Source organism: Bariatricus sp. SGI.161 (assembly GCF_050313695.1).
Classification (GTDB): Bacteria; Bacillota; Clostridia; order Lachnospirales; family Lachnospiraceae; genus JAFBIX01.
The window spans coordinates 20196-37761 of the sequence record NZ_JBNPLX010000025.1 but is presented as its reverse complement, the minus strand read 5'-3'; the positions used below and the strand labels follow the sequence as shown (position 1 = coordinate 37761).

The 17566-nt window shown below is 40.4% G+C and carries 15 protein-coding genes; 9 read left to right on the top strand and 6 right to left on the bottom strand.

The features are described 5' to 3' along the window. On the bottom strand, positions 1-595 hold a 595-nt coding region (locus ACQRBH_RS13550; RefSeq protein WP_427762093.1), incomplete at its 3' end, for an MFS transporter. Between the two features lie 81 nt (positions 596-676). Further along, the gene (locus ACQRBH_RS13545) at positions 677-1552 is read right to left on the bottom strand and encodes a LysR family transcriptional regulator (RefSeq protein WP_347376362.1); all 876 of its coding nucleotides are present in this window, start codon (positions 1550-1552) and stop codon (positions 677-679) included. 258 nt (positions 1553-1810) lie between these two features. Between ACQRBH_RS13545 and ilvD the strand changes: the two genes are divergently transcribed. Next, positions 1811-3481, top strand: a complete 1671-nt coding sequence (gene ilvD, locus ACQRBH_RS13540; RefSeq protein WP_427762091.1) for a dihydroxy-acid dehydratase — start codon at positions 1811-1813, stop codon at positions 3479-3481. 23 nt (positions 3482-3504) lie between these two features. Next, entirely contained in the window at positions 3505-4491 is a 987-nt protein-coding gene (locus ACQRBH_RS13535) for an ornithine cyclodeaminase family protein (protein ID WP_427743836.1), read from the top strand. Here the strand turns inward: ACQRBH_RS13535 and ACQRBH_RS13530 are convergent. Further along, positions 4488-5372 carry an AraC family transcriptional regulator gene (locus ACQRBH_RS13530; RefSeq protein WP_235232633.1) on the bottom strand — a complete coding sequence of 295 codons (885 nt, stop codon included), beginning with the start codon at positions 5370-5372 and terminating at the stop codon, positions 4488-4490. The genes ACQRBH_RS13535 and ACQRBH_RS13530 overlap by 4 nt on opposite strands. A gap of 135 nt (positions 5373-5507) precedes the next feature. On the opposite strand from ACQRBH_RS13530, the gene ACQRBH_RS13525 reads away from it, so the two are divergent. Continuing rightward, positions 5508-6674, top strand: a complete 1167-nt coding sequence (locus tag ACQRBH_RS13525) for a galactokinase (protein WP_427762088.1) — start codon at positions 5508-5510, stop codon at positions 6672-6674. A 16-nt stretch (positions 6675-6690) separates the two neighbouring features. Then, complete coding sequence (gene galT / locus ACQRBH_RS13520) at positions 6691-8181, top strand: UDP-glucose--hexose-1-phosphate uridylyltransferase (protein ID WP_427762086.1); 1491 nt, start codon at positions 6691-6693, stop codon at positions 8179-8181. 86 nt (positions 8182-8267) lie between these two features. Here the strand turns inward: galT and fucO are convergent, their stop codons facing one another. Then, positions 8268-9416 (bottom strand): lactaldehyde reductase, encoded by a 1149-nt coding sequence (gene fucO, locus ACQRBH_RS13515; RefSeq protein WP_427762084.1) that lies wholly within the window; start codon positions 9414-9416, stop codon positions 8268-8270. A gap of 122 nt (positions 9417-9538) precedes the next feature. Continuing rightward, entirely contained in the window at positions 9539-10090 is a 552-nt protein-coding gene (locus ACQRBH_RS13510; protein ID WP_427762083.1) for a TetR/AcrR family transcriptional regulator C-terminal domain-containing protein, read from the bottom strand. Positions 10091-10275: 185 nt separating this feature from the next. On the opposite strand from ACQRBH_RS13510, the gene ACQRBH_RS13505 reads away from it, so the two are divergent. Genes ACQRBH_RS13505 through ACQRBH_RS13490 form a run of 4 tightly spaced genes read left to right on the top strand, consistent with a single transcriptional unit; the run spans position 10276 to position 14460 of the window. Continuing rightward, positions 10276-11244 carry an ABC transporter ATP-binding protein gene (locus tag ACQRBH_RS13505; RefSeq protein ID WP_427762081.1) on the top strand — a complete coding sequence of 323 codons (969 nt, stop codon included), beginning with the start codon at positions 10276-10278 and terminating at the stop codon, positions 11242-11244. After that, complete coding sequence (locus tag ACQRBH_RS13500; protein ID WP_235232627.1) at positions 11241-12107, top strand: ABC transporter permease; 867 nt, start codon at positions 11241-11243, stop codon at positions 12105-12107. Before ACQRBH_RS13505 ends, ACQRBH_RS13500 begins: the two co-directional genes overlap by 4 nt. A 9-nt stretch (positions 12108-12116) precedes the next feature. After that, the gene (locus ACQRBH_RS13495) at positions 12117-13553 is read left to right on the top strand and encodes a GldG family protein (protein ID WP_427762078.1); all 1437 of its coding nucleotides are present in this window, start codon (positions 12117-12119) and stop codon (positions 13551-13553) included. A 37-nt stretch (positions 13554-13590) separates the two neighbouring features. Beyond that, a complete protein-coding gene (locus ACQRBH_RS13490; RefSeq protein WP_427762076.1) occupies positions 13591-14460 on the top strand; it encodes a DUF4340 domain-containing protein in 870 nt (289 codons plus the stop codon). A gap of 17 nt (positions 14461-14477) precedes the next feature. Here ACQRBH_RS13490 and ACQRBH_RS13485 read toward each other — a convergent pair whose 3' ends face one another. Beyond that, positions 14478-15752: a chloride channel protein gene (locus ACQRBH_RS13485; RefSeq protein ID WP_427762074.1), complete on the bottom strand. Its 1275-nt coding sequence runs from the start codon at positions 15750-15752 to the stop codon at positions 14478-14480. 430 nt (positions 15753-16182) lie between these two features. Between ACQRBH_RS13485 and aspS the strand changes: the two genes are divergently transcribed. Further along, positions 16183-17517 carry an aspartate--tRNA(Asn) ligase gene (aspS, locus tag ACQRBH_RS13480; RefSeq protein ID WP_427762072.1) on the top strand — a complete coding sequence of 445 codons (1335 nt, stop codon included), beginning with the start codon at positions 16183-16185 and terminating at the stop codon, positions 17515-17517. The last annotated feature ends 49 nt before the right edge of the window (positions 17518-17566 follow it).

Below are 17566 nucleotides of genomic sequence, written 5' to 3'. Positions count from 1 at the left end.
TTTCAAATAAAGTTAAGTGGTGGGAGCATGTCACATTGATAAACTCCTGCATATACAGAGCGATTGACATAGACGCCTGGTTATATGCAATCCAGAAAAAGATAGTGAAAAAGGCAAGAATCAGTATGACACACATTCTGCGCTTTTCTGGCTGAGTAAGAGGGATTGAAGCAAGTTCTTTTTTCTCTTCGAGACTTTTTTTGGCAGAATCAGCGTGATGAAGATCCTTCAGGACAAATTTTTGACCTATGGCAAAGAATAATGCACCGGCCCAGATTACAATAGCTGTGATTAAGAATACTGTGCGGTATCCATATTCCAGGATCTCGCCACCCTGTTTGGTCGCGAACCATTGATTGGCTACGAGTCCACAGAGGAATGGTCCAAATAACACACCGATATTTGTAAAGGTATAGGTCATTGAAAAAGCACCGTCTCTGCGAGGATCATTATTGCCATAGAGGCTTTCGACTAATGTCTGAGAAGTACTTTTGTACAGACCGCTGCCGATAACACAAAGCACGATCATAATCTGAATGGTCGACTTGCTGTGTGCGGTGAAGGCAAGAAAATATCCGGTTCCAGAAGTAAGCATTCCTAATGCACAAAAACTGAAGAATCTGAAGATGGTATTAAAAATACCGAGTCCTTTAGGACTCGGTAAAAATGTCAGTTGCTATGAAAAAGACAGACAGTTCTTACTCCATTCTTCGACATAATCCAGAAATTTTATAGTTGCAAGAGTTGGAGGTGTCTTGGTATAAGCTACCCCAAGTGTACGGAAATAGTGCTCCGTAAATGAGCGGATGCAGACATCAAAAGGAGCATTGTATAAAAGCAGCTTTGGCAGAATTGTAATTCCAAATCCTTTTTCCACCATCTTGAGCGTTGCAAAATCTTCGTTTAAGCGATAACGGATTTTGGGAGTGATGTTATTCAGTTCAAAGATCTGCCCCGTCTCGTAATCAAGTCCGTCCGATGAAAGAACGAAATTTTCATGGTTGACGTCTGATAACGATACAGCAACTTTGTCTGCGAGGGGATGATCTTTTGGTGTCACCAGCATCAGTTCATCTTTTCCGATTGGGATGAATGGAAGGTCTGGAACAGAGTAGTGGGAGACAAAGATACAGTCAAGCTTGTTCTCCTGTATTTTTTCTTTTAAGGGATTGAAGCCATCCACAGTCAGTTCAAATCGGATATTAGGATATTTTTCAGAAAAAAGCTTTAAGATATCCGGGAGCCAGTGGTAAGAGACGCTTTGAATCGTACCGATACGGATGTATCCGCTGTCAAGGCTGGTAAGATTGGCAGCAATCTGGGAGATGCGGTTTTCTTCTGCGCAGATGATTTTCAGAGATTCCAGGATTTCCTCGGTGTTTGGCATTAATTCCATGCCATGTTTGGAGCGCTTGAACAAAGGGAATCCCAGCTCTTTTTCATAGCCTTTGATTGCCTGGCTGATAGCAGATTGCGTGTAATTCAATTGGGCGGCTGTTTTTGAAATGCTGTGGGTTTCGCAGACATTTAAAATGATTTCGTACTTGTTCATGATGGATTCCTCGCTTGTGTATAATGAATGTGGGTTGCTCGATCTGTAATATTAAGAAAACTTACTATATATATAAGTAAAACTGATTTCTTGTTTATGTTGTGACATATTTACGTATATATAAGAAAAACTGAAGGATGACTTTAGCAATACGTTCTTTTCTGATATTTTCTGATGTTTTATTATATACATAACTGATAAAATTTTGTCAAGCTATATAGTAAAACAGGACAGGAAAATGAAAAGGAGGACATGCATATGGGTACTGAATTCTGGAATGGTGCGGAGGCTGCACACAGAAGAGTTATGATGAAAGCGGCCGGATATTCGGATAAGGATATTCGCAAAAAACCACATATTGGTGTGCCAAATTCTTTTATGGAGGGCTCACCTGGATCTGCACATCTTCGTCAGATCGCAGAAGCGGTAAAGCAGGGAATCTGGGCAGCAGGCGGAATCCCGGTTGAGTTCGGAATTCCGGCAACATGTGGAAATATTGCCAATGGAGCGGAAGAATTAAAGTATGAGCAGGTAGGACGAGATATTGTAGCAATGTCAGTTGAGTTTGTCACTCGTGTACATAATTTTGACGGACTTGCAATGATAGCGTCATGTGATAATATTATAGCAGGATGCTATATGGCAGCAATGCGGCTGGATATTCCATCTATGGTCGTGACAGGAGGTTCTATGCAGCCGGGCCAGTATTGCGGTAAGACAGTAGTGGAAGCGGATCTGGATGCAGCTCGTTTCTCCGGTTCTACGGAAGAAGAATTAATGGAGATGGAAGATAATGTGTGCCCGTCTTTTGGCGCATGTCCTTCCATGGGAACGGCAAATACGATGCAGATGTTAGGAGAAGTAATGAATCTGGTTCTTCCCGGAACATCTACGATTCCGGCATCTGATAACGCAAAGCTTAGAAAAGCCAGAGAGGCCGGAAAATATATTGTTGAGATGGCAAAAGCCGGAAGAAAACCATCTGATCTGATTACGAAAGAGACTCTTTTAAATGCGATTATGTTCGATATGGCGGTTGCCGGATCTACCAACGCGGTGCTTCATATTCTTTCCTATGCGTATGAACTGGGCATCAAACTTACGCTGGAAGATTTTGAAACATATGCAAAAGAGATTCCGTGTATCAATGCAGTTGTTCCAAGCGGTCCGTACACGGTAGTAGATTTCCATTATGCCGGTGGTGTCATGAATGTCATGAAGATGTTGGAGACTAAACTATATACGGATGTTCCAAGCATGTATGGAACTACATGGGCAGAGATGCTTACAAAAGTAACACCGCAGGAAAATAAAGTAATCCACTCATTAGAGCGCCCGCTGTTCAATGAACCTGGTCTTAAGATCTTAAGAGGAAATCTCTCTCCAAACGGTGCAATCGTAAGACCGACAGCTGTATATGAAGAAGTGAAGTACATGAAGGGAAAAGCAAAAGTATTTGACGGTGACAGGGCTGCATTTGAAGCAATTCAGGCTGGTGAGATCGTTCCTGGAGATATCATCGTCATCCGATATGAAAGCTGCAAGGGTGCGCCTGGTATGAAGGAACTGATGCTTAGTATTGATGCATTGATCGGTCTGGGTCTTCATAAGAGTGTAGGGCTTATCTCAGATGCAAGATTTTCAGGATTTAACTTTGGAGCTATTATTGGACATGTGTCTCCGGAAGCATATGATGGAGGAAATATCGCTCTTGTAGAGAATGGGGATGAGATCGTCATTGATATTCCAAACGGAGAAGTATCTATGCTTGTATCAGATGAAGAGCTTGCAAGGAGAAGAGCAAACTGGGTATGTCCACCATTGAAGGAAGAAAAAGGATGTCTTAATATTTATGCAAAGATGTGCCGCCCGGCAGAGGAAGGCGGAGCAATGCAGCCATGGGATCTGGATGCAAAATTCCACAGATAAGAAAATAATTGGAGGAAAAAGATATGTTATTATTATCAAGAGAGGATATCAAGAAAGTATTTACGATTAAAGATGCGATTGAAGCTGATAAAAAGGCATTTCAGCTGGTAGTTGAAGGAAAATGTAATGCACCGCTTCGTACCAACATTCAGGCACCGAAATATGACGGATGTTTCTTATTTATGCCGGCATATGTAGAAGAGATGGATACAGCTTCATTGAAGATTATCAATATCTTTCCACATAATATTGACAACGGAATCCCGTCTTCTCCGGCGCAGGTGTTGTTGATTGATGGTAAGACCGGTGTTGTGACGGCAGTGTTAGATGGTACTTATGTTACACAGCTTCGTACCGGAGCAGCTTCCGGGGCAGCGTTTGATGTGCTGGCAAAGAAGGAGTGCAGAATCGGTGCACTGATCGGTACCGGGGGACAGGCAGCAACACAGCTGGAAGCAATGATCGCAGCCAGAAAATTAGAAGAAGTAAGAGTGTATGATCTGAATCTGGAACGTACACAGGCATTTGCAGCCCGTATGCAGGAAGAGCTGAAAGATTACGGAACAAAAATTGTTGCAGTAGAATCATCCGATGCAGCAATTGATGATGCAGATCTGCTGATCACAGTCACACCATCTTCAAAACCAGTATTTGATGGAACAAAGATTAAGAAAGGATGTACCATCAGCTGTGTAGGTGCATATCAGCATCATATGCAGGAGATGGATCCAGCGATTCTTCCTCGTGCTTCTAAGATATATTTTGATTCTGAAGATGCAGTTTTATCAGAATCCGGTGATATTCTGATTCCATTGGAAGAAGGAATCATTACCAAAGAAGACTTTACCGGTGACCTTGGAAATGTAATCAAAGGAGAACTGGTCGGACGTGAAAATGATGAGGAAATCATTGTTTTTGAAACGGTTGGTGTTGCAACTCAGGATCTGGTAGCAGCAAAAGAAATCTATGAAAAAGCCCAGGCAGCAGGAGTAGGAACCAATTGGGGCTAATCAGATAGATTTTTGCGGTATTGACTGGGAGAGCATCCCATATATCTTTTAAATATTTGTCCATAGTAAGCCGGCGTGGAGAAACCAACCATGCCGGCTATCTTTGTGACACTTTCTCCTTCCTTTAATAAGGAAAGACTGTTTTGAATCCTCAAAAACAGAATATATTCGAAAATAGTCATTTTCATGTATCTTTTGAAGAAGCGACAACATTCACTTTTGCAGATATTGATATGGTCGGCTACATCATCCAGAGTAATATCCTGTGCATAATGTTCCTGGATGTATGTCAGGATATCTTTCAGACGCTGCAGATGCTTAGGTGTGTATTGTTCATCGGCAGGAAGAGATGCATAGTGAAGATATAATTTCTGCCAGATGCCAGTTAAAATCAGATGTAGCTGAAGCTCATAATCAGAAGGAGGGAGCTGAGACAGTTGGTAGATTCTCTGTATCTGCCAAATGATATCCTGCTGCCAGTCAATTGTCATCCCCAGCTTTAAAGAATGCCAGGATTCATGAGAAGTGATATAATCAACGTACTTTGTCTGAAGCAGGCTGTTCTCATATCCATAGATAAATCTTGGATGAAATGTAATCGAGAGGTAATTGCAGTCTTGTCCGTCTATCATGTAGCCAGAGTGAAGTGAATTACTATTGCAGAATAAACCTTCTCCTTCAGAAAGGAGATACTTTTGATCGTTTACATAATATTCGATCTGGCCGGACATGATCCAGGTCAGTTCGATTTCGGGATGCCAGTGCCATAGAAAAGAACCCTGTTCGTATGACTGTATTTTTTCGAGACTTATATGAACAGGAAATTCATAATTTCCATGCTGTTTGATTTCTTTTTGGTCCTTTTTGGTATGTATCTGCATAAATAGTCCCCATTTCCTCAATATCCTTATAATTCTTTCTAATATCTTTATTGTGTCAAATGTATACTCTCATTATAATCATAAATTAAGGAAGGTAATTATGCAAGCGTAATATAAGCAATGGAGGTTGTGAGGATGACGGAGAAGCTGATTCAGAGATTTAAAGAGTTGTATGGAAAGGAAGGAGAAGTGCGTGCATATTTTGCACCAGGACGCGTAAATCTGATCGGAGAACATACTGATTATAATGGCGGGCATGTATTCCCATGTGCACTGACCCTTGGAACTTATGGAATTGTAAGAGACAGAGAAGACAAAGTGTTGCGGTTTTATTCTGCAAATTTTGAAAAACTTGGTGTGATTGAGACAAGTCTGGATGATTTGATCCCAGATAAGGCTGCTGGCTGGACCAATTATCCGAAGGGAGTTATGTGGGCCTTTGAAAAAAGAGGATATCAACTGACTCACGGAATGGACATTCTGATATATGGTAATATCCCGAATGGATCAGGGCTTTCTTCATCTGCATCACTGGAGGTACTTACCGGATTGATCTTAAAAGACACTTTTGGATTCGAACAGGTATCTATGATTGATGTGGCACTTATCGGCCAGGATTCTGAGAATAATTTTAATGGCTGTAACTGTGGAATCATGGATCAGTTTGCAAGTGCCATGGGCAAAAAAGATCATGCTATTTTCCTGGATACAAATACATTAAATTATGAGTATGCTCCGGTTGTTCTGGAAGATGCTAAGATAGTCATTACGAATAGTAAGGTAAAGCACAGTTTGGTGAATTCTGCATATAACGATCGAAGAAATGAATGTGAGACGGCATTAAAAGAACTTCAGTCTGTAGTTAATATTAAGACACTGGGAGACCTGACAGAGGAAGAATACGAAGCACATAAGGACGCAATTAAAGATCCGGTCAGACAGAAAAGAGCAAAGCATGCAGTCTATGAAAACCAGCGGACCATCCGTGCAGTAGAAGCTTTAAAGAACAACGATGTAGAACTTTTTGGAAAATTGATGAACGCTTCTCATAAATCCTTGAGATACGATTATGAAGTGTCATGCGAAGAAATTGATATTCTTGTGGATCTTGCGCAGGCGATGCCAGGGGTAATCGGCTCCAGAATTACAGGCGGCGGATTCGGCGGCTGTACAGTCAGCATTGTGAAAAATGATACTGTGGATGCTTTTATCCGTGAAATCGGCAAGACATACCAGGAAAAAGTAGGACATGAGGCAGAATTTTATGTGGTTGAGATTGGCGACGGAGCAAAGATTATATAAATATGGAGGAAGAAAGATGTTATCGGAAAATATCAAAAAACTGGTAGAATATGGAATACAGACGGGACTGACACCGGAAACGGAACGCATCTATGCTACCAATCTTTTGCTGGATGTATTCCAGGAGGACAATTATGAAGATGTTGAGATTGGTGAAGGAGAGATTGAGCTGGAGCCTGTATTGAAAGATTTGTTGGATGAAGCCGTAGCGCGTGGATTGATTGAAGACAGCATCGGATACAGGGATCTGTTTGATACAAAATTGATGAATTGCCTGATGCCAAGACCTGCACAGGTGCAGGAGACATTTGCAAAGAAGTATGAAATCTCTCCAAAAGAAGCAACGGATTATTTTTATAAATTAAGTCAGGACAGTGATTATATCCGTCGCTATCGTGTGAAGAAAGATATGAAGTGGAAAGTAGATTCTCCATATGGGGAGATTGATATTACGATTAATCTGTCAAAACCGGAAAAAGATCCGAAAGCGATTGCGGCTGCAAAGAATGCAAAAGCAAGCAGTTATCCGAAGTGCCTGTTGTGTATGGAAAATGAAGGATATGCTGGACGTCTGAATCACCCGGCCCGTGAGAACCACAGAATCATCCCGGTTACAGTCAATGACAGCAAATGGGGATTCCAGTATTCTCCATATGTATATTATAATGAGCATTGCATTGTATTTAATGGACAGCATGTGCCGATGAAAATAGAACGTGCGACATTTGTGAAATTATTTGATTTCATCAAACAGTTTCCACATTATTTCCTCGGATCCAATGCAGATCTTCCAATCGTAGGTGGCTCAATTCTTAGCCATGACCATTTTCAGGGTGGAAATTATACCTTTGCCATGGCAAAAGCACCTATTGAGAAAAATGTAACTATCCCAGGATACGAGGATGTAGAGGCCGGTATCGTAAAATGGCCATTGTCTGTTCTTCGAATCAGAAGCAAAGATGAAAAACGCCTGATTGAGCTGGCAGACCATGTACTGACAGTATGGAGAGGGTATACAGATGAATCGGCTTTCATCTATGCCAATACCGATGGAGAACCACACAATACCATCACACCGATCGCAAGAAAGGTCGGAGATGTCTATGAACTGGATCTGACTCTGAGAAACAACATTACAACCAAAGAACATCCCCTTGGAGTCTACCATCCACATGCACAATATCATAACATTAAAAAAGAAAATATCGGTTTGATCGAGGTTATGGGTCTTGCAGTATTGCCAGCCAGATTAAAAGAAGAATTGGAAATCTTAGCAGATTATCTTGTGAATAAAAAAGATATCAGAAGCAATGAAAAGATTGAAAAGCATGCCGAGTGGGCAGAACAATTTCTTCCAAAATACGATCATATTACAGAAGAAAATGTAATGGACATCCTGAAAAAAGAAGTGGGAATTACATTCACCCACGTACTCGAAGACGCAGGCGTATACAAATGCACACCAGAAGGAAGAGAGGCATTCCTGCGATTTGTTGCGGAATTGTAATGGTATTGGGGACGAAGAAAAGTGAGATAGTATCTCCTTCCTCGCCCCGTACCCATTCTGCTTATTCAAACATCCCCATCAAAATCCTATAACAAAGACCGGAACAGGGCAGCGATATCTTCCACGGAAGTCTCTTTTGGATTACCTGGGCGGCAGGCATCTGCATATGCGGATGCCGCCAGGAATGGAATATCTTCTTCTTTTACAATGTCTTTTAGATCTTTTGGAATTCCGACGTCTTCGGCCAGTTTCTTAACTGCATCGATGGCAGCTTTTCTGTATTCTTCCTGAGACATATTTTCGACACCTTCAACACCCATAGCGATTGCGATATCTCTATATTTAGTTCCAGTTGCTTCTGCATTGTATTCCATAACGGTTGGAAGCAAAATTGCGTTTGCAATTCCATGTGGAGTATCATATTTTGCGCCAAGTGTATGAGCCATGGAATGAACAATTCCAAGACCTACGTTGGAGAAGCCCATACCGGCAACATACTGTCCCAGAGCCATATCAGCACGTCCTTCAGGAGTATTTGCAACAGCACCTCTCAAAGAGCGGGAGATGATTTCAATAGCCTTGATGTGGAACATATCGGATAATTCCCATGCGCCAGCAGTAATGTATCCTTCGATGGCGTGTGTCAGAGCATCCATACCAGTTGCAGCGGTCAGTCCTTTTGGCATACTAGACATCATATCTGGATCAATAATTGCAATTACAGGGATATCATGTGGGTCAACACACACGAATTTTCTGCTTTTTTCAACATCTGTAATAACATAGTTAATAGTGACTTCGGCAGCAGTTCCAGCTGTAGTAGGAACTGCAATAATTGGAATAGATTTATTGGGTGTATTAACGGCACCTTCCAGACTTCTCACATCTTCATGCTCTGGGTTCGCAATGATAATGCCGACTGCTTTTGCAGTATCCATGGAGGAACCACCGCCAATAGCGATAATATAATCTGCATTAGATTTTTTGAAAGCTTCTACGCCTGTCTGAACATTTTCGATGGTTGGATTTGGTTTGATGTTGGAATAGAGTGTATATTCGAGATCATTTTGATCTAATACATTCAGTACTTTCTGGGTAACACCAAATTTTACGAGATCAGGATCCGAACATACAAAAGCTTTTTGGAATCCTCTGGTTTTAGCTTCGGTTGCAATGTCATTGATTGCACCAGCTCCGTGATAGGATGTCTCATTTAAAACAAACCTGTTTGACATAATGCATCTCTCCTTTATAATTGCTTTGTCATTATTATAACAATGTGCTGAAATCAAGAAAAGTTACAGAAAAAGCCACCTGTCACAAAAGTGACAAGTGGCTAAATGTGTAACGCATAGATCTAACAAATATCAGAAAATAATTCTTCCAAAGGTCTTGGAAGTGCGAGAATCAACAAATTGGCAATCTCTTCTGGTTCCATATTCATGTTTTTTCGCACCCATTCGACCGTCATATCAATCGAGCCGCGACAATACATTTCCAAGAGAAAGACAATCTCACGATTGGGGGATTTTCCGGTTTTTTCTTTAATTATATTGGTATAAAATTCCAGAATACATTCATAGTCATATTGCATCAGTGAATTGTAGTCACGGGATTGAAAGGCGGAAGTAAAGAAACGTTTTTCATTTTGAATAAACTGGAATTTCTTAATAAGCCCTTCTTTTAATGTGCAGCCGGAACCCATCTGACGAAAAGAACGATCGGCGAGCTGGCTAAAATGCCAGTTGACCAGATCATACTTGTCTTTAAAATTTCTATAAAAAGTTTGGCGTGTCATGCCACTGGTCTCGACAATCTCTTTTACAGTTATTTTGTCTAGTTGCTTTTTTTCCATTAGTTGTTTTAAAGAATCGATGAATCTATTTCGAGTTTTATCTAAGTTGTCCATTATGCATAATCTCCGATGTCAAAAATAATAAATCTAAAATCATTATAGGATTTTTGAAAAGGAAGTGCAATAAAAAGAGCATTATTTTGACGAAGGAATTCACAGAATAAACATAAAATCATCACATACTTTTCAAGGGATTCCCTTATATTGGTAGAAGATTTTGTTTGATAGGAGGAGAGACATTGATAGAAGTAAAGAATCTTACGAAGAGATATGGCAGGCATCTGGCAGTGGATCATCTGAATTTTACAGTGAAAAAAGGGCAGATCTATGGCTTTCTTGGACCAAATGGGGCTGGAAAATCAACTACAATGAACATTATGACAGGATATTTGGGAGCTACAGAAGGGCAGGTACTGATTAACGGGCATGATATTTTGAAAGAGCCTGAAGAGGCTAAAAGGTGTATTGGCTATCTGCCAGAGATGCCACCTCTGTATACAGAGATGACGGTAATGGAATATCTTCGATTTGCCGCAGAGTTGAAAAAGATACCGAAGAAAGAGAGAGAAGCACAGATCGGGGCAGTTATGAAACTTACGAAACTGCAGCCTGTGAAGGATCGTCTGATCAATAATCTATCCAAAGGATACAAGCAGAGAGTAGGGCTGGCACAGGCTATCTTAGGATTTCCAGAGATTATTATTCTGGATGAACCTACGGTAGGTCTGGATCCAAAGCAAATTATAGAGATTCGTGAACTGATTCGTAAACTCGCTAAGAATCATACGGTGATCCTAAGTTCGCATATTCTTGCTGAGGTAAGAGAAGTGTGTGATTATATTTTGATTATTGCAAATGGGCACCTTGTAGCGAGTGATACTCCTGAGAATCTGGAAAATCTGATGAGTGGGACGAATCATGTTGAGATAGAAGCAAAAGAGACGGAAGAAGCAGTAAAGAGAATTTTGAATAAGATACCGGAAATAAGAAAAATAAAATATAAAAAGACGGATCATCAGACCTTGATTGCGGAGATTGAAGTAAAGGGGCAGATAGATATCAGGGAGAAGCTCTTTTTTGCATTTGCCGGAGAAAAATTACCGCTTTTAACATTAAAACTGAATAAATCTTCATTAGAAGAGATTTTCCTTGAACTGACACAAGAAGGAAACAGTAGTAAGTTTAAGAAAGGGGATAAGAGACAATGAGGGCAATCTATAGACGAGAACTCAAATCCTATTTTCATTCCATGATAGGTTATGTATTTATCGCATTTTTAGTGGCATTTACCGGAGTGTATTTTATGGCATATAACCTGAATTATGGATACCCGTATTTTTCATATGTATTGTCTGCAACTATATTTATCTATCTAATTGCAATTCCGATTCTTACCATGCGAAGCTTTGCTGAGGAACGTAAGAACAAAACGGATCAGATGCTATTGACTGCTCCGGTTAGTTTGTTTCAAGTTGTAATGGGAAAATATCTGGCTATGGTAACTATTCTGTCGATTCCATGCGCGATTTATCTGATTTTTCCGCTGATTATTAAGACACAAGGGACAGCGTATATTGTGATTGATTATCTTTCTGTCTTTTTACTGTTTTTATTGGGATGTGTATATATTGCTATCGGGATGTTTATTTCCTCGTTGACGGAGAGTGTTATCATAGCAGCGATTGGGACGTTTGGAGTATTGATGGTGTTGTACCTTTGGAGTGGAATCCTGGATTTCCTTCCGACCTCTGCGCTGGCAAATATGCTTGGAATCATTGTGATTTTGTCCTGTGTGGTATTTGCTGTATGGCAGATGACGAAAAACTGGGTGATCAGTGTAGCGTTGGAACTGGCTGCAATGGTCGGATGTGTGATTACCTATATGATAAAGTCGACCCTGTTCGAGAGCCTGTTGTCTGAGATACTGGGAAAAGCAGATCTTACGAATGTATTTAATAGTGTGGCATCTAATCATCTTCTGGATGTAAGCGGAGTGATATTATATCTGACGCTCATTGCAGTATTCCTTTTCTTTACCATGCAGATGATACAGAAAAGACGTTGGAGTTAGGAGGAAATTATGCTGGAGAAAATAAAGAAGATTTTTAAAAGTGGGACTTCCAGGAATGGGAGTTACAGTGTTGGCATGATTGCACTGGTGATTGCGATTGCAGTTGTAATAAATCTAATAGCCGGACAGCTGCCAGAAAGTATTCGCAGTATTGATGTCAGCGACAATAAGATATATGAGATTTCAGATACAACAAAAGATTTGCTGAAAAAATTGGACCAGAAAATTTCCTTTCAGATATTTGCAGAGAAAGATTCCACAGATGAACGTATAAAAACGTTTCTTAAGAAATATGCTGAATTATCTGACAATATTGAAGTGGAATGGATTGATCCGGTATTGCATCCTTCTGAACTTACAGAAAACAATGTGGATTCAGATACGATCTTGATTACCGGCGAAAAGACAGGGAAAAGTACTTCTGTTTCCTTTGGGGATATTTTAGTGTATGATGAGTATTCCTATTATATGACGGGCAGTGTTTCTGCGACTGAATTTGACGGAGAAGGACAGCTTACCAGTGCTGTCAATTATGTGACCAGTGATACGACAAAAAAAATATATTATACGACAGGACATGGAGAGAATACATTCTCTACATCAGTATCAGATCTGCTGGGAAAGAATAACATGGCAGAAGAAGAGTTGAATCTGATGATGCAAGGTGAGATACCAGAGGATTGTGATCTGTTGTTTCTATATGCTCCAATGAAAGATATCACAGAAGATGAAAAGACGTTGATTGAAAATTACATGTCAAAAGGTGGAGATGTGTTCCTAATGCTGGGAGAGACAGATGATGCGACTCCGAATCTTGATACACTTCTTGAAGAATATGGCATAGAGTGTGAGGATGGCTATATTGCTGATATGCAGAGATGTTATCAGGGGAATTATTACTATATTTTTCCTCAGATCAATGGATCAGAAGAAATGATGAAAGGAATGTCTTCTGGAATGGTACTTTTGGTAAATGCACATGGATTTCATGTAACAGATCCCGCAAGAGAGACAATCACTGTGACATCACTCATGACTACATCTTCTGAGGCTTATGCTGTCACCGAAGATGAAGAAAAGAAGGGAACATATACGTTGGGAGCTGTCGCTGTTGAAAGTGTTGTAGCAGAGGATGAAGAAGACAGTGAAGAGACGAACAAGGAAAAAGATATGGAGAGCCGTCTTACAGTAATCTCTGCTGACAGTATGATCGATGCTCAGATTACAGATAGCTTTTCGACATTGGAGAACCTAGATTTATTCATGAATGCATTGTCTGCTAATTTTGATGATGTGCAGAATGTGGCAATTGAGCCAAAGAGTCTGGAAGTAACTTATAATACCATGCAGCATGCCGGAATTATAAGCCTGCTTGTGATTTTTGGAATTCCACTCATTATATTGGTGTTTGGATTCGTGCGTTGGTGGAAGAGAAGAAAAGCATAGCATAGGAAAGGAAAGATTCATGAAGCAGAAAAAAAGTATGTTAATATTAGTAGGAATTCTTGTGGCTTTAGCAATCTTGTATATTGGTCTTCGCTTCTGGAATCAGAAGAATTCCAGGGAAGAGGAAGAAAAGATTGCTGTCACCGAGGAAGTGAAATTGTCGGGATTGTCTTATACAGATGGGACAGATACTATGGCCTTCAAAAAAGAAGATGGAATATGGTATTATGAAGCAGATCAAGAGATTCCGATGAATCAGACTACAGTAGAGGATATTGTATCGAAAGTGGAGAATCTGTCAGCCGTTCGAGAGTTAGACAACCCAGATGATCTTGCGGATTATGGATTGGAGGAGCCTGCATATACCATTCGTTATACCACAGAAGACGAAGAAGAAAGCATTCTGTACATTGGAAATACTACTGGTGAAAATTATTATGTGACTATTAATGATACAAAGAAAGTGTATACGATTACCAGTGATTTGGTAACCAGCCTTCAATTTGATCTGTCTGGACTCGTAGAGAACGATTCAGTTCCGTCTATTGGAAGCGGTAATCTGAAAAAAGTAGAAGTTACAGAAGATGGAATGACCGATACATATGAAGAAGAAGGAGAGTTAGGAGAGCTGGCAGGTGGATTCGGGACCTTGTCTCTGACAGAATGTGTAGATTACCACGTAACAGAAGAAAAGCTTCTACAATACGGTCTGGACGAAGAAAACAGGATTACGGCAGTTGCAACTTATCAGGACTCTTCAACAGAAAAAGAAGAAACATTTAATATATATATTGGGAATGTGGAGGAATCTGGTACATATCGTTATATTATGGCAAAGGATTCCAAAATGGTATATCAGGTGAATAAAGATATTGTGAAAAATATGATTACAGTTGAAGAAAAGTAAAATGGGACGGGGATTTTTCAAAAACCCCCGTCCCCATATTGCTTGAAGATACTTTTTTGTGACGTGAAAATGGAATTATTAAAGTTAAAGATAAATGAAATAAAGCATACGACTGAGAAAAATGGAAGCATAGAATAGCCGAAGCTTTCTACGCCTACCAAAATTGCGGCTAACAATGTATTGGTTCCACTGCTGAAGACAGCAGCAAATCCCAGTGCAGCACCAAACATCGGATCTAATCCAAGCATTGGAGCAATCACATAACCGAGGCAGGAACCGATGGAAAAAAGTGGAGCAACCTCTCCGCCCATAAATCCAGAAGATAATGTCAGAATTGTGAGCAGCATCTTCAAAAGCCAGTCGTAAAAATATATGACATTTTCATCTCCACCAAAACAGAGAGCAGTCAGATTAGATCCTGTACCGCAATATCTTCCCTGATGAAGAAGTGCCATTAAGACGGCAAGAATAATGCCCATGATGATGGCTTTCTTCAATGGAGAAGAAAAAGCAAACATTAATTTCAATCGCATATAACGAAGAAGCAAGGCAAACAGAGATCCAACAACACCAAAGATCAGTCCCATAAGGGCGATTTTTAGAAGTAAAACAATATCATAATTTGAAGGATGGATGTTCAATGTGTCTAAAATATTGATGTAGAATTTGCGAAGTCCCAATGCACGGGAAGTATAGGCAGCACTCAAAGCGGCAACCGTTGCCGGAATCAGTGCGTGATATTCCAGCTTTCCGGCGACGAGGACTTCCAATGCAAAAAAGATGGCAGCAAGTGGTGTGCAGAATAATCCTGCAAATCCAGCAGCCATACCCGTGATCAGGAACATTTTCTGACTGTCCTTTATATTAGTTACTTTATCAATCAGGCGACCGACATTATTAGAGACAGCAGCTCCAATCTGTACCGCAACGCCTTCTCTTCCGGCGCTTCCGCCGAACAGATGAGTTATCCAGGTGGCAATCATTGACAGTGGAACCATCCGTATCGGAAGACCTACTTTATGACCAAAACCGACTTCAAAGACCAGCTTCATTCCTTTGTTGGCATTTTTTCCAAAGCGTTTATAGATCAGACAGATAAAGGCCCCTGCGGCTGGCAGAAATGGAAGAAGATACCAGAAGTATCGTTCTCTGATGGCGGTACATTTTAAAAGAATGGTTCCAAAAGCAGCATCAATAATACCTACCAGAATTCCAATGACCAGACCGGCAACTGCAAGTAAAAAGGTGTCTTTATAATATTTTGAAATATGTTTTATTAATGTTTTTAACACGGTGATAACCCTCATTCCTTGATATTCTCTCTATTTCATTATATCTTTCAGTAAAAAATGTGCAAGTATGATTTTTTGCTTGCAATCAGAAAATACATGTGATAACATATATAACAAATTTTAATTTATTAAAGTAAAGCGTTGAAAGAGACTCTGTTCTTTGGAACTTGACAGGAATGAGGCGTCACCGACTGAGAGCGCCCCTTGAGGAATAAGAACGATAGGGAACACTCTGGAGCAGACTGGTTGAACTTAAGTAGGTCAGTACGTTGGCGCACGTTACGCGTAAGAGAGGAACCTGATACAGGTTCAATGCGGGTGGTACCGCGGATAGCGAAGATGATATCCGTCCCGGAATACGTATGTATTCCGGGACGTTTTTTTGATATTTATCGGCTGTTCGTCCCGGGAAGAAAAGGAGGAAAAAAGCATGGATTATTTAACAGGAGTAAAACCAAAAGAAACGCTAGAAATCAGTGAATTGCTAGAACAGGTAAAACCTGGACAGAAAGTAAAAGTTAACGGTGCGGTTCATACAATCCGTGATATGGGCACAGTGGCTTTTGTAGTTCTGAGAAAAAGAGAAGGACTTCTTCAGGGAGTGTATGAAGAGGGAATTGCCAAATTTGATTTGAAAGATATCAAAGAAGCAGCAACGATAGAAGTAGAAGGTGTGTTGGAAGAGAATGAAAAGGCTCCGAATGGAATTGAGATTCGTATGGAGACGCTTCGTATCTTGAGTGAACCTGTTGATGAGATGATGCCTTTGGCTATTTCTAAATGGAAACTGAATACTTCTCTGGAAGCAAAACTTAACTATCGTTCGATAGCACTTCGTAATGTCAGAGAACGTGCCAAATTCAGAATTCAGGAGGGACTTACCAGAGCATTTAGAGATTTCTTGTATAGTCAGGGATTTACAGAGATTCATACACCAAAGATTGGAGCAAAAGGTGCAGAAGGCGGTGCCAACATCTTTAAACTGGAATATTTTCATAGACCGGCAGTACTTGCCCAGAGCCCACAGTTCTATAAACAGATGATGGTAGGAGTGTTTGACAGAGTGTTCGAGACGGCTCCTGTATTCCGTGCTGAGAAACATAATACCAAGCGCCATCTGAATGAATATACCAGTCTCGATTTTGAGATGGGGTATATTGACGGATTTGAAGATATTATGGCTATGGAGACTGGATATCTTCAATATGCTATGGAATTGTTAGAAAAAGAATATGCAAAGGAATTGAAAATATTAGGCGTTACGCTTCCAAAAGTTGACAAGATTCCGGCGGTTCGTTTCAGCGAAATCAAAGAAAAAGTTGCAAAGAAGTATCAGCACAAGATGAGAAATCCATTTGATCTGGAACCGGAAGAGGAACAATTGATCAGTCAGTATGCGAAAGAAGAATGGGGCAGTGATTTTGTATTTGTGACTCATTATCCGTCAAAGAAACGTCCGTTCTATGCAATGGATGATCCAGAGGATACCAGATATACTCTGAGTTTTGACCTTTTGTTCCGTGGTATGGAGATTACGACCGGCGGACAGCGTATTCACGATTACAAGATGCTGACAAATAAGATTGAGGCAAGGGGAATGTCTCAGGAGGGAATGGAACAGTATCTTGCAACATTCAAGCATGGAATGCCGCCACATGGTGGAATCGGAATCGGGCTGGAACGTCTGACAATGAAACTGATCGGGGAAGACAATGTAAGAGAGACCACATTGTTTCCACGAGATTTAAGCAGACTGGAACCATAGTATTTTAATAGGATAAAAGAAAAAGGGGCCAGGTATTCAAGAGAGGAAA

Excerpts from the sequence above, each read along its gene's own strand:
- ilvD (WP_427762091.1), top strand. The coding sequence starts at position 1,811 with ATGGGTACTGAATTCTGGAATGGTGCGGAGGCTGCACACAGAAGAGTT.
- fucO (WP_427762084.1), bottom strand. The coding sequence starts at position 9,416 with ATGTCAAACAGGTTTGTTTTAAATGAGACATCCTATCACGGAGCTGGT.
- galT (WP_427762086.1), top strand. The coding sequence starts at position 6,691 with ATGTTATCGGAAAATATCAAAAAACTGGTAGAATATGGAATACAGACG.
- ACQRBH_RS13490 (WP_427762076.1), top strand. The coding sequence starts at position 13,591 with ATGTTAATATTAGTAGGAATTCTTGTGGCTTTAGCAATCTTGTATATT.
- ACQRBH_RS13535 (WP_427743836.1), top strand. The coding sequence starts at position 3,505 with ATGTTATTATTATCAAGAGAGGATATCAAGAAAGTATTTACGATTAAA.
- ACQRBH_RS13500 (WP_235232627.1), top strand. The coding sequence starts at position 11,241 with ATGAGGGCAATCTATAGACGAGAACTCAAATCCTATTTTCATTCCATG.
- ACQRBH_RS13495 (WP_427762078.1), top strand. The coding sequence starts at position 12,117 with ATGCTGGAGAAAATAAAGAAGATTTTTAAAAGTGGGACTTCCAGGAAT.
- ACQRBH_RS13510 (WP_427762083.1), bottom strand. The coding sequence starts at position 10,090 with ATGGACAACTTAGATAAAACTCGAAATAGATTCATCGATTCTTTAAAA.
- ACQRBH_RS13545 (WP_347376362.1), bottom strand. The coding sequence starts at position 1,552 with ATGAACAAGTACGAAATCATTTTAAATGTCTGCGAAACCCACAGCATT.
- ACQRBH_RS13525 (WP_427762088.1), top strand. The coding sequence starts at position 5,508 with ATGACGGAGAAGCTGATTCAGAGATTTAAAGAGTTGTATGGAAAGGAA.
- aspS (WP_427762072.1), top strand. The coding sequence starts at position 16,183 with ATGGATTATTTAACAGGAGTAAAACCAAAAGAAACGCTAGAAATCAGT.
- ACQRBH_RS13530 (WP_235232633.1), bottom strand. The coding sequence starts at position 5,372 with ATGCAGATACATACCAAAAAGGACCAAAAAGAAATCAAACAGCATGGA.